This window comes from Streptomyces sp. SID5785, from assembly GCF_009870065.1.
Classification (GTDB): domain Bacteria; phylum Actinomycetota; class Actinomycetes; order Streptomycetales; family Streptomycetaceae; genus Streptomyces.
On the sequence record NZ_WWIA01000656.1, the window covers coordinates 1 to 11828 of the forward strand.

At 71.0% G+C, this 11828-nt stretch carries 11 protein-coding genes; 7 read left to right on the plus strand and 4 right to left on the minus strand.

What is annotated here, in order from left to right; genetic code table 11:
- Window positions 1–509: 509 nt before the first annotated feature.
- Window positions 510–1019: a DinB family protein gene (locus GTW43_RS21555; RefSeq protein ID WP_161303662.1), complete on the plus strand. Its 510-nt coding sequence runs from the start codon at window positions 510–512 to the stop codon at window positions 1017–1019.
- A 117-nt stretch (window positions 1020–1136) separates the two neighbouring features.
- On the opposite strand, the gene GTW43_RS21560 is transcribed toward GTW43_RS21555, so the two are convergent.
- A complete protein-coding gene (locus GTW43_RS21560) occupies window positions 1137–1526 on the minus strand; it encodes a cupin domain-containing protein (RefSeq protein ID WP_161303663.1) in 390 nt (129 codons plus the stop codon).
- A gap of 62 nt (window positions 1527–1588) precedes the next feature.
- The gene (locus tag GTW43_RS21565; protein WP_343246081.1) at window positions 1589–2548 is read right to left on the minus strand and encodes an NAD(P)-dependent oxidoreductase; all 960 of its coding nucleotides are present in this window, start codon (window positions 2546–2548) and stop codon (window positions 1589–1591) included.
- Window positions 2549–2691: 143 nt separating this feature from the next.
- Here GTW43_RS21565 and sigJ (GTW43_RS21570) point away from each other — a divergent pair, with 143 nt between their 5' ends.
- Together sigJ (GTW43_RS21570) and sigJ (GTW43_RS21575) are read left to right on the plus strand one after the other, a co-directional pair.
- The gene (gene sigJ / locus GTW43_RS21570) at window positions 2692–3603 is read left to right on the plus strand and encodes an RNA polymerase sigma factor SigJ (RefSeq protein ID WP_161303664.1); all 912 of its coding nucleotides are present in this window, start codon (window positions 2692–2694) and stop codon (window positions 3601–3603) included.
- A 250-nt stretch (window positions 3604–3853) separates the two neighbouring features.
- Window positions 3854–4756, plus strand: coding sequence for an RNA polymerase sigma factor SigJ (gene sigJ, locus GTW43_RS21575; RefSeq protein WP_343246082.1), 903 nt, complete (start codon window positions 3854–3856; stop codon window positions 4754–4756).
- A gap of 104 nt (window positions 4757–4860) precedes the next feature.
- Here sigJ (GTW43_RS21575) and GTW43_RS21580 read toward each other — a convergent pair whose 3' ends face one another.
- Together GTW43_RS21580 and GTW43_RS21585 are read right to left on the minus strand one after the other, a co-directional pair.
- Window positions 4861–6087 (minus strand): alpha/beta fold hydrolase, encoded by a 1227-nt coding sequence (locus tag GTW43_RS21580; RefSeq protein WP_161303665.1) that lies wholly within the window; start codon window positions 6085–6087, stop codon window positions 4861–4863.
- A gap of 261 nt (window positions 6088–6348) precedes the next feature.
- The gene (locus GTW43_RS21585) at window positions 6349–7200 is read right to left on the minus strand and encodes a hypothetical protein (protein ID WP_161303666.1); all 852 of its coding nucleotides are present in this window, start codon (window positions 7198–7200) and stop codon (window positions 6349–6351) included.
- A gap of 60 nt (window positions 7201–7260) precedes the next feature.
- Here GTW43_RS21585 and GTW43_RS21590 point away from each other — a divergent pair, with 60 nt between their 5' ends.
- From GTW43_RS21590 to GTW43_RS21605, 4 genes are all read left to right on the plus strand, one after another.
- Complete coding sequence (locus GTW43_RS21590; RefSeq protein ID WP_161303667.1) at window positions 7261–8589, plus strand: 6-phospho-beta-glucosidase; 1329 nt, start codon at window positions 7261–7263, stop codon at window positions 8587–8589.
- A 244-nt stretch (window positions 8590–8833) separates the two neighbouring features.
- Window positions 8834–9025 carry a putative ATP-grasp-modified RiPP gene (gene tgmA, locus GTW43_RS21595; RefSeq protein WP_161303668.1) on the plus strand — a complete coding sequence of 64 codons (192 nt, stop codon included), beginning with the start codon at window positions 8834–8836 and terminating at the stop codon, window positions 9023–9025.
- 14 nt (window positions 9026–9039) lie between these two features.
- Window positions 9040–10038 (plus strand): ATP-grasp ribosomal peptide maturase, encoded by a 999-nt coding sequence (tgmB, locus tag GTW43_RS21600; RefSeq protein WP_161303669.1) that lies wholly within the window; start codon window positions 9040–9042, stop codon window positions 10036–10038.
- 141 nt (window positions 10039–10179) lie between these two features.
- Window positions 10180–11828, plus strand: a 1649-nt coding sequence (locus tag GTW43_RS21605) for a phospholipase C, phosphocholine-specific (RefSeq protein ID WP_161303670.1), incomplete at its 3' end; no start/stop codon positions are given.

The window sequence follows — 11828 nt, forward strand, 5'->3', positions numbered from 1 at the left end:
GCCGCTGTGGTTGACGAACTGCTGAGTTCCGCAGGTGATCTCGCCGGGCTTGACGAGGTCCCGGCGTGGCCCAAGTTCCTGTAGAAGATCCCCAAGGTGCCCCAGGGGGCGAAGTGCGCCAGATCGCTGGTCTTGCCGGCGGTGGAGGAGGGGATCCTGCGGTTCGGCGTCTCCCGGGCTCAGACGTTGACCGTGCGGTACTCGACGCCGAGTCCGTCGACGGGAAGGTGAGGGCTTCTTCTTGGAGCATCTCGGTGTCGAACAGCAGCGTCAGTCCGAGATCATCAAGACGAGCGAACGTGGTCAGGGCAGGGCGGGCGAAGGGAGCGTCAGGCACGTCTGTCACACGTCGAGGTCTTCGAGATGGACGGCATGTCACCTCCATCCTCGGGAGACTTCCACCCCTGCCCGGCCACCGATGCGCCGACCGGACCACACCCTCGACTGCGACTGCGAAGAGCCCGAAATGGCCCCGGTGCGAGGGTCGGCCCGCGTGCTACGTTCCGGCCATGACTGGACCCGGTGAGATCCTCGGCAGCGTGGTCGCCGCCAGCGAGCGCGAGCAGCTCGAGACGTACCTGGATTACCTGCGTGACGCCGTCGTGCGCAAGGCCCGCGGGGTGTCGGAGGAGGACGCCCGGCGCAGCCCGGTGCCGACCGGCACCAACCTCGGCGGCCTGATCAAACACCTGCGGTGGGTGGAACTGGGCGGGTTCGCCCAGCAGATCGGGCAGATCCCCGACGCGGAGCTGCCCACGCCGCCGTGGACCGACGCAGACCCGGAGGCCGACCTGCGGCTGGAGCCGAACGAGAGCCTCGACGACGTCATCGGCGCCTACCAGGCGGCGTGCGACCGCTCCCGCGAGATCGCCGCCCAGCACAGCCTCGACCACGCCGTCACCACACCGCGGGGCAGGGAGCTGACGTGGATGTACCTGCACGTGATCCTGGAGACCGCCCGGCACGCGGGCCACGCGGACATCCTGCGCGAGATGATCGACGGCAGCGTCGGCGACTGACGGCTCAGCGGAGGCCGACCTCCACCACCGTGGGCCGCCACCCGAACGGCTCGTCCGCAGCGTCGCGGACGCGCGTGAAGGGCCGACCGCAGACCGCCGGCCCTTCACCCGCAGCGCTCAGAACCGCGCGTTCGCCGGGCGGGGAGCGCGACGCGACCTCCGGGCCTCGAGTTCCTCGGGCTCGACCGGTGTCAGCATGGGCTTTCCCTGGGCGCACATCATGACGGCCACGAACCGTACGGGTACGTCGTCACGGTTGTTGCCCGCCTGGTAGTGGATGACATCGCCGCCCGGCTCCCAGAAGGCCTCGCCGGCCTTGAGGACCTGTTCGGCCTCGCCCTCGAGCTCGTAGACGAGCTCACCTTCGAGGACGTAGCCGAAGACAGGACCGGAGTGCCGGTGGGGAGGGGTGCCCGCGTCCCCCGGGGGCACGTCGATCTCGACCGTCATCACGTGCAGATCGCTGGGGACGAAGGGGGGAACCTGCTCGAGGAGACCCTTGATCATGATTCTTCCGTTCTGGTTTCTGGAACTCGGTTGCAAGGCCGTTCACGGCCCGGGAGACACCGTCACGCCATGGCCGTGCGAAAGCCGGAGCGCCACGTGGGACAGAGGGGAACCCAGCCGGCGGCCCTGGCCTTCGCGTTGCGTGCGCCTCGCTCCCACGTGCCCCCGCCTTCCCGGCCGGGAGACGGCACTGGTGCGCCCCACATCCCGGCCAGAACCGGCACCCACGCGGAAGCCGGGGCGGGTTCGTCGTCGACGATGTTGTAGGTGCCCGGGGCCCACTCCAGCGCCTGCACGGCAGCCGCTGCGGCATCCTCGACCTGGAGGAACGACGAGACCGCCTCGTCGGCCGGCAGCATCCCGTGCGCCAGGGCGTCGGCGACGGGGCCGTCCGGCGCGAACCACGTGCCCGGGCCGTAGAGAGTCCCGTAGCGCAGCACGACGTGCTCCGCGATCTCGGAAACCGCTGACTCCAGCGCGCGCACCCCGCCGACCGACACCGCGCGGCCGGGGTCGAGGTCGTCGTCCAGGGGTGTCGTCTCGTCCGCAGGAGTCGGACCGGGCTCATACGCCCACGCGATGGACTGCGCGACGATTCTGCGCACCCCGGCCGTCTTCGCGGCGTCGACGAGATGCCGTGTTCCCTCGCGACGCAACCGCGCATTGGCCTGCGCATCACGCTTCGACAGGTCCGTCGCCTGGTGCATCACGACCTCCGGGGAGGCATCCTGAAGCGCCGCGGAGACCGAGTCGGCATCCAGCGCGTCCATCACGACGCCCTGTACCCCCATGGCGCCGAGCTCCGTGAAGCACGCCCTGCTGCGACTGGAGACGGTGACCTCGTGCCCTGCGTCGACCAGGCGGGGCAGAAGGCGTCGCCCGATGACCCCGGTGCCGCCCATGACAAATACACGCATGTCGAGAGACTCCTCCTCGTTCAATGTCCTGCCCACTCGACGAAACAGGGCCGTGGAGTGTGAAGTCCGCCGCGTACTTTCTTGCGCGCGCTGCTCCTGCGGCACGGCTGGACATGCTCGGAGCCACACGCGCCGGCTGCGCGTACGGAGCCGCCGGCCGGGTTCGCGCAGGCAGGAGGAGTACGGTGCAGACGTCTTCACACACGCGGTGCTTCGCAGGCACGCGTCCTGCACCGAGGGAACAGCCAATGCCGGGCAAGGAAGCGGGGCAGGAACACCCCGGTACGGACGCCGTGCCCGACGATCGGCACCTGCTGATGTCGATCGCCTTCAGAATGCTCGGTTCGACGCACGACGCCGAAGACGTCGTGCAGGACACGTACGCCAGGTGGTACGCGTTGCCGGAGTCGGCGCGCGCGGAGATCGAGCGGCCCTCGGCGTGGCTGGTGCGCGTCGTCGGCAGAGTGTGCCTCGACCACCTCGGTTCCGCGCGGGTGCGGCGCGAGCGCTACACGGGGCAGTGGCTGCCCGAGCCCCTGCCCGAGAGCACGGCATGGAGCAGCGTGAGACCCGCGGCCCTGGATCCCGCCGAACAAGCCGCCCTCGACGACTCGCTCACCATGGGGATGCTCGTACTCCTGGACTCGCTCACACCTGCTCAGCGGGTCGCCTTCGTGCTCCACGACGTGTTCACGTTCCCCTTCGCGGAGATCGCCTCCATTGTCGGGCGCAGCCCGGAGAGTTGTCGCGCTCTTGCCGTCGCCGCACGGCGGGGCCTGGGATCGGCACGCAGAGATGAGGCGGACGTCCCGGGACACCTCGCAGTGATCAAGGAGTTCAAGAAGGCCTGCGAGACAGGCGAACTGGACGAGCTGATCGGCCTCCTGGACCCGCGCGTCACCACCCGGGCCGACGGCGGCGGCCACGTGCGTGCTGCGCTGCATCCCCTTCACGGGGCCGAGAAGACGGCTCGGTACCTTGTCGGATCGCTGAGGAAGCGCTCGGAACTCACCGTCGAGCTCGGTACCGCAGCACGCCGCCCCGCGTTGGTCTGCCGCGCGGAGGGCAGGGTGGTGGCGGTGGTCTCCTTGCACGTCGTGGGCCGCCGCATCACCGACGTCTGGGTCGTCATGAACCCGGAGAAACTGACCAACTGGTAGACGCGCGCCGGTGTCCCCGTGCTCGGCCCGACCGTGGAGCGGCTGCGGCCCTCCGGTGAGGTGGGTCACTTCCTTCGGGGCCTGTCACGCGCGGCACTGCCCGTCCCGTCCTGTTCGTGCCGGCTTCCTGTCGGCTATCTGTCGGCATCGGACTCGAGCGAAGGGGCGGCACATGAAGGAGCGCATGGACATGGGCGTGGGCGTGGGCGTGGGCAGGCACCCTCGGCCGACCTCTTCCTATACTGCCCGTGTGAGGGACGAGCACGACCACGACGACGGTGATGACGGCGTCGCTGCCTTCCAGCAGCACCGCACGATGCTCTTGGGCGTGGCGTACCGCTTGCTCGGCAGTTTCGCCGACGCCGAGGACGTGGTCCAGGAATCCTGGTTGCGCTGGTCGACGGTCGACCGGACCACGATCCAGGCCCCGCACCGCTTCCTGATGACCGTGGTGACGCGGCTGGCGATCGACCGCATGCGTCTGGCCCACCGTCATCGGGAGACCCACGTGGGGCCCTGGCTGCCGGAGCCGGTGCGCACGGACGGCGGGGAGCCGCTCGGCCCGGCCGAGACGGCCGCGCAGCGCGAGACGCTCTCGCTGGCCGTCCTGCGGCTCCTCCAGCGGCTCTCTGTGCCCGAGCGGGCCGTCTTCGTCCTCAGGGAGGCCTTCGAGCTGCCCTTCGAGGAGATCGGCGAGATTCTCGGCCTGGGCGAGGCACATGCGCGACAGCTGTACCGACGGGGCCGCAGCCACCTCGGCGAGGACCGCGACCGTTTCGCGGTCGACCCCGGCAGGCACCGTGACCTGGTGGAAAGGTTCCTGGTGGCGGCGCGCACCGGACAGCGGGACGTCCTGGAAGGACTGCTGGCGCGGGACGTCACGTTCTGGAACGACAGCGGCGGCAAGGTGAGTGCCGCGCTGCGGCCCGTCTTCGGCGCGGAGCGTGTGTCGCGCCTCGTGATCGGCACCCTCGCCAAGAACGACGCCGTCGACTTCCGCATCGTCGAACTCAACGGACAGCACGGCCTGTTGATCCGTCTCGGTGCGCGGTGGCAGGTCTGTTCCTTCGAGGTCCACGACGGGTTGATCACGGGTGTGCAGTGGATGGCCGACCCGGACAAGCTCGAGCAGGTCACCGCGACGGACTTCTGACGCGGGCGTGCCCCGCGCCCGGCCCCGCACGCCGTGCACCCGCGCCCGGCCCCGCACGCCGTACGGGGCCGGACTCGGCAGCGGATGCCGGGTGCGTCCCGCCCTCAGCGCCTGTCGTGGCGGTGGAGCCAGTCGACGACGTCGGTGGCCGCACCGCCCTCACTGCGCGGGGTGAGCACCGAGTAGTGGTCCTTGCCCGGGTACAGCCGGAACTCGGCCGGAGCACCGGCGTTGCGCGCCGCCTGCTTGGTCACCGAGATCCTGATGGACGGGTCCTGGTCGCCCTGGAGCAGCAGCATGGGCTTCGAGGTCTTCCTGCGGGGCACACTCTGCTCGTCCAGCCAGGTCTGCATCTTCAGCGCGGCGCCCGGATCCTGCGGAGCGAACTGGTAGTCGTTCAGCTGGTCGCCGAGATTCTTGGAGAAGTCCTCCCAGATCTTGGTGGTGCAGTCCTTCTCGACCTGCGGCATCATCGCGAGGGCCTGGCTGCCGAGGAACTGGTCGTAGCGCAGTTCGGGGTGTTCGCTCTTCAGGCCGTGCAGCGCCAGCAGATAGAAGCCGCGGTCGACCGGGCCGGGTGTGCCGTAGGAGTAGGCCACGCCGACGTTGGTGACCGGGGCCAGTCCGACCGTGCCCCGGACGTCCAGGCCCCTGCCCCAGGTCGTGGCCAGCTCGCCGGCCGCAATGGCGGCCTGGCCGCCCTGGGAGTGCCCGACGAACGTGACCGATCGCGACAGCGAGGGGTCGGCCTGCATGGCGGCGCGGGCGGCGTCGATGACACTGCGGCCCTCGCTGTCGGCCACGATGTAGGGATGGTCGCCATCGGTGCCCAGGCCCTCGTAGTCGGTCGCGGCCACCGCGTATCCGGCGTCGAGGAGCTCGGCGACGAAATCGCCGTACCCGTACAGGTCGATGTCGCCGTTCGCGTCGGGGGCGGTGGACGGTGCGCACCGATCGCTGATCCCACTGGAGCCGTGAGCCCAGGAGACCACGGGCCAGCCTCCCTCGGGCGCCGTGCCCTTCGGGGTGAGAACCGCACCGCTCACGGTGATGTCGTCACCCTTCAGCGACCGTGAGTGGTACAGGATGCGCTCGGCGCGTGCGGCCGACGAGGCCAGCGCCGGGTCCAGGTGGGTGAGCGGCTCCGCCGACTCGAGCCTTCCTGCGCCTCCGGGACCCGTCGCGGAGGTCGCCTGCGCCGCCGTCGTGGTCGTGTGCGCCGGCAGGGCCGGGGCGACGTCACTGCCCTGCAGGGTCAGTGGCACTCCCACGGCCAGCACTGCTGTCGCCGTCACGCCGAGCGTGAGTCTGCGGGACTTGGTTCGTTGCACTGGAACTCCTCAGATCACACCGGCCTGCCGCAGTGGCGCCGGCGTCCGTTCTCTGCCGTCACATGGATGACGGGACGGCGTGCGTCCCGCGTGACAGCCCGCACTGTGACGGCCCGCACAGGGGCGGAACGCCCGAGTGGCCGCTGTCGATCCGGCGAGGTGGAGGCCCGGCGGCGGTCCGGCAGGGACGTGATCAGAGGTGGGAGGAAGGGGCGGCACGGGGGCCCTGCCCCCGTGCCGCCCCCACCCGGGGCTCCGGTCTCAGCCCTTGCGGTACGCGATCACGGCCGTCGTCACGAGGCACGGCGACGGCGGCACCATCTCCACACGCAGCGTCCCGCGCTCCGCGTCGTAGTCGATGCCCTCCGACTCGAACGTGCCCGAGCAGATGCTGCGCTGCGGGACCGGGAACGCCGACGCGACGTGCCCGGCGACCGGTGCCCCGTCCAGGGCGTGCTCCAGCGTGACCTCCAGGACCTCCTTCGTCGCGCCGTCCGACGAACACAGCAGGTGCGTGGCGTCGGTGAAGTCGCAGCCCTGGATGTCGTCGACCGGCCGGTCCAGGCTGATCTGCCCGGCCTGGGGCAGATTCGTGCCCGGCCGGGGCGCCGACGGGTTCAGCACCGGGGCCGGGAAGACCTGGAGCCGCCGCATCGTGCCCCACTCGCCGGAGACCAGCCACTGCGCGTCGGGCGACACCGTGGCGAACGAGTTGTTGAGCAACTCGCCCTGGTCCAGGGCGTGTTCGTAGGTCGTGCGGGTGCCGTCGGGGGCGGTCACCGCGTACATCTTCTTCGTCGCGTCGTCGCCGCCCTGGTACGCGTCGAACGTGTACCCGCGCGCGATGTCCGGGTCGCCGACATGCGTCCAGCCCGCTATCCGCAGGTCGAGCGGGACCGAGGCGAGCCCGCGGTGCAGCAGCGAGCCGTCGGCGCGGCTGGCCAGTCCCTGGCTGCCGGTCAGCGAGCCGACATGGGTCGTGCCGGTCTCGGTCCAGCCCGGCGCCGCGGTCGCCGTCCCCGCGGCGAGCAGCAGGGCGCCCGAGGCGGCGGCGAGGGTGAACAGACGGCGCGCGGTGCGTCTGGTCGTGCGGGTGGTCGAACGGATCTGCATGGGGGGTTCCTCCGCCGGTCGACGATCAGGTCGGGGACCAGGCTGCCCTACGATCGGGCCATGAGGCTGACGATTCTCGGCGGTGGCGGATTCCGGGTGCCCCTCGTGTACGGCGCACTGCTCAGCGACCACGCGCCCGGCCGGGTCACCGAGGTGACGCTGTACGACGTCGACGCGGACCGCCTGAAGGCGGTCACGGGGGTGCTCGCGCAGCAGGCCGCGGACGTCCCCGACGCCCCTGCCGTGCACGCCACGACGGATCTCGACGAGGCCCTGCGCGGCAGCGACTTCGTCTTCTCGGCGATCCGGGTCGGCGGTCTCGCCGGCCGTGCGGCCGACGAACGCGTCGCGCTCGAGGAGGGTGTTCTCGGCCAGGAGACGGTCGGCGCCGGCGGTATCGCGTACGGGCTGCGCACGGTCCCGGTCGCCGTCCACATCGCCCGCAGGGTGGCCGAACTGGCCCCCGACGCCTGGGTCATCAACTTCACCAACCCGGCCGGCCTCGTCACCGAGGCCATGTCCCGGCACCTCGGCGACCGCGTCATCGGCATCTGCGACTCGCCCGTCGGCCTCGGCCGCCGCGTCGCCCGCGTCCTCGGCGCCGACCCGGCCGACGCCTGGATCGACTACGTCGGGCTCAACCATCTGGGCTGGCTGCGCGGTCTGCGCGTGCACGGCCGGGACGAACTGCCCCGGCTGCTCGCCGACGAGCAGCTCCTCGGCTCCTTCGAGGAGGGCCGTCTCTTCGGCACCGACTGGCTGCGCTCCCTCGGCGCGATCCCCAACGAGTACCTGCACTACTACTACTTCAACCGCGAGACGGTCCGCGCCTACCGCGAGGCCGAGCGCACCCGGGGCGCCTTCCTCGCGGAGCAGCAGGCCGCCTTCTACGCGGACCCGTCCTACGCCTCCTGGGACCGGACCCGGGCCGAGCGCGAGGCGACGTACATGGCCGACAACCGTGAGGCGGCCGGTGCGGGGGAGCGGGACGCGGCGGACCTGGAGGAGTCGGGCGGCTACGAGAAGGTGGCGCTCGCGCTGATGCGGGCCATCGCCCGCGACGAGCGCGCCACCCTCATCCTGAACGTCCGCAACCGGCGCGTGCTGGCGGCCCTCGACGAGGACGCCGTCATCGAGGTGCCCTGCCTGGTCGACGCGAACGGCGCGCACCCGGTGGCCGTCGACCCGCTCCCCGGCCACGCCACCGGGCTGGTGACCTCGGTCAAGGCGGTGGAGCGCGAGGTGCTGACGGCGGCCACGACCGGATCGCGCGCGGCCGCGGTCAAGGCCTTCGCCCTGCACCCGCTCGTCGACTCCGTCACCGTGGCCAGGCGCCTGCTGGACGGATACGTGGCGGAGCATCCCGGACTGGCCGCGCTGCGGGCCTGACCGGTCGTCGGTGACCGTGACGTGAAGGATTGTAAAGGCCTGTAAAGGAGCGGTATAGCCAGGGGCGGCCCAATGGGTCGCCCCCTTTTGCTTCCTGACGTTGCCTCATCACGCTCCGTGGCGGAATGAACTCGTCCGCAGGTGTGATGCGTCCTACAGAAAGAATCTGAGAAATTGGCTAGGAGTGTGACGCCGGAGAGTCACCATGCGCTTGACTTGGTGCGCCCCCCAACGAGGAGTACACATGCGACCGTTCGCCCTGAACTATGCCCGATCTGTGCGAGAGGCAGAGGTCAGCGCGCCGTACACGTACGACTCCGCACTGCAGTTGAACGTGCTGCCTGACGGCGGAGTGGCCGCGTACGACTACGCTGTGTTGCGAGAGTGTGCCGCCACCACGTCCACGGCGGGATCCAAAACCCATTTCGACGACTGAACGGCCGCGCGCAAATGACCGTTCTGATCCTGACGAGCGAACAGGATGTGACGGCCGACCTGGCCGTCGTCGAATTGAACACGGCCGGAATCCCGGTGCTCCGCCTCGACCCGGCCGAACTGCCCGGGGGCGTCGGGTTGTCCGGGGAGTTCGCGCACGGCGCCTTCCAGGGCCACCTGTCGGTCGGGGGCCGGGTCGTCAGCATGGGCGGGCTGCGGTCGGTCTGGGTCCGCAGGCCGGGCAGTCCGGCCGCCCGCGCGCAGGCCGCGTCCCCCTGGCTGACCGAGGAGTCGTCGCAGTCCCTCTACGGCATGCTGCGCTGCACCGACGCCCGCTGGATGAACCATCCGGACGCGGCCCGCCAGGCCCGGCACAAGCCGTGGCAGCTGTGGCTCGCGCGGGCCTCGGGGCTGCCGGTGCCCGCGACCCTCATCACCACGTTCCCGCGCGTGGCCAGGGAGTTCGCCGAGCGCTATCCCGACCTCGTCGTCAAGCCGGTCTCCGGGGCGCACCCCGGTGCCGACGGGCTCGCGGTGCCGACCACCCGGGTGCGCCCCGGCGAGGACTACCGGGACGTCGCGCACGGCCCCACGCTGTTACAGCGCCGGGTCCGCAAAGTGGCCGACATCAGGCTGACCTGCGTCGGCGACCGGCTGTTCGCCGCGCGGGCGGTGAGCGCGCCGCAGGACGGACAGCCCGTCGGCGACGACGGCGTGGTCGACGTGCGGTTCAGCCCCGACGCGGGGCCCTGGCGTCCGGTGCCCGTGCCGCGCCGGGTGGCCGACGGGGTGCACGCCTATCTCACCCGGGCTCAACTCGCCTACGGTGCCTTCGACTTCGCGGAGGACGCGGACGGCATCTGGTGGTTCCTCGAGTGCAACCAGTCCGGCCAGTTCGGTTTCGTCGAGATCGAGACCGGGCAGCGGATCGGGCGGGCCGTCGCGGCCTGGCTCGCGGGAGAGCCGCTCGGACCCGCCGGGGACCCGGCGCCGGAACCCCCCGCGCAGCGATGACTTTCGGCCGTCCGCCCCACCGGCTTCACGCGTCCGTCACCGCCCCTTCCCTTTCGCCCGGTGGTCTTGAACACTCCCCGTTGGCCCCGTCCGGCCGATGTGCTGACGTATCGACCGACGAAACAGGAGATCCCCCCACCCATGACCGAACTCAACCGCCGCCGCTTCCTGCAGATCGCGGGAGCCACCGCCGCCTTCACGGCCCTCAACGGCTCCATCGACCGCGCCGCGGCCATTCCCGCCGCCCGTCGCAGCGGCACCGTCAAGGACATCGAGCACATCGTGGTGCTCATGCAGGAGAACCGTTCCTTCGACCACTACTTCGGCACGCTGAAGGGGGTGCGCGGCTTCGGTGACCCGCGCCCGGTCACCCTGCCGAGCGGCAAGCCGGTCTGGCACCAGTCCGGCGGCGGCAAGGAGACCCTGCCGTACCACCCCGACGCCGACGACCTCGGCATGCAGTTCATCGCGGGGCTCGACCACGACTGGGCGGGCGGGCACAGCGCCTTCGCCGAGGGCCGGTACGACAACTGGATCGCGGCCAAGGGCACGGGCACGATGGCCCACCTGACCCGGCAGGACATTCCCTTCCACCACGCGCTCGCCGACAAGTTCACGGTCTGCGACGACTACCACTGCTCGTTCATCGGGGCGACCGACCCCAACCGCTACTACATGCTGAGCGGCCATGTCGGCAACGACGGCACGGGCGGCGGCCCCGTCCTCGGCAACGAGGAGGCGGGGTACGGCTGGACGACGTACGCCGAGCGGCTGGAGCAGGCGGGCGTCTCCTGGAAGGTCTACCAGGACATCGGCGACGGCCTGGACGCGGCGGGCGGCTGGGGCTGGATCGACGACGCCTACCGCGGCAACTACGGCGACAACTCGCTCCTGTACTTCAACAGCTACCGCAACGCCGAGCCCGGCGACCCGCTCTACGACAAGGCCCGCACCGGGACGAACGCCAAGGCGGGCGACGGCTACTTCGACGTCCTCAAGGCCGACGTGCAGGCCGGACGGCTGCCGCAGATCTCCTGGATCGCCGCTCCCGAGGCGTTCTCCGAGCACCCGAACTGGCCCGCCAACTACGGCGCCTGGTACATCTCGCAGGTCCTCGACGCCCTGACCGCGAACCCCGAGGTGTGGCGCAGGACCGCCCTGTTCGTCACCTACGACGAGAACGACGGCTACTTCGACCACGTCGTGCCGCCCTACCCGCCGGCCTCCGCGAACCAGGGCCTGTCCACCGTCGACACCACCCTGGACCACTACCCGGGCGGCAGCCGCGCCGCAGGTCCCTACGGGCTCGGCCAGCGCGTGCCCATGATCGTCGTGTCGCCCTGGTCCACCGGCGGCTACGTGTGCTCCGAGACCTTCGACCACACCTCGATCCTGCGGTTCATGGAGCAGCGCTTCGGGGTGCGGGAGACCAACATCTCGCCGTGGCGCCGCGCCATCTGCGGCGACCTCACCTCGGCCTTCGACTTCTCGCTCAAGGTGACCGACCCGGCCGACCTGCCCGACACCGCGGGCTACGCGCCGCCGGACCGCGACCGCCACCCCAGCTACGTCCCCGAGCCGCCCGCCCAGGGCTCGCTGCCCCGCCAGGAGGCCGGCTCGCGGCCCACCAGGCCACTGACGTACGCGCCCTACGCCGACGGCGCCGCCGATCTCGCGACGGGCAAGTTCCGGCTGACCCTCAGCGGCGGGGACCGGGCGGGCGCCGCCTTCCAGGTCCGCTCGCTCAGCCGCACCGACGGCCCCTGGACGTACACGGCGGAGGCCGGGAA

Coding starts and splice junctions, on each gene's coding strand:
- GTW43_RS21555 (WP_161303662.1), top strand. CDS start 510: ATGACTGGACCCGGTGAGATCCTCGGCAGCGTGGTCGCCGCCAGCGAG.
- GTW43_RS21560 (WP_161303663.1), bottom strand. CDS start 1,526: ATGATCAAGGGTCTCCTCGAGCAGGTTCCCCCCTTCGTCCCCAGCGAT.
- sigJ (WP_161303664.1), top strand. CDS start 2,692: ATGCCGGGCAAGGAAGCGGGGCAGGAACACCCCGGTACGGACGCCGTG.
- GTW43_RS21585 (WP_161303666.1), bottom strand. CDS start 7,200: ATGCAGATCCGTTCGACCACCCGCACGACCAGACGCACCGCGCGCCGT.
- GTW43_RS21590 (WP_161303667.1), top strand. CDS start 7,261: ATGAGGCTGACGATTCTCGGCGGTGGCGGATTCCGGGTGCCCCTCGTG.
- tgmA (WP_161303668.1), top strand. CDS start 8,834: ATGCGACCGTTCGCCCTGAACTATGCCCGATCTGTGCGAGAGGCAGAG.
- tgmB (WP_161303669.1), top strand. CDS start 9,040: ATGACCGTTCTGATCCTGACGAGCGAACAGGATGTGACGGCCGACCTG.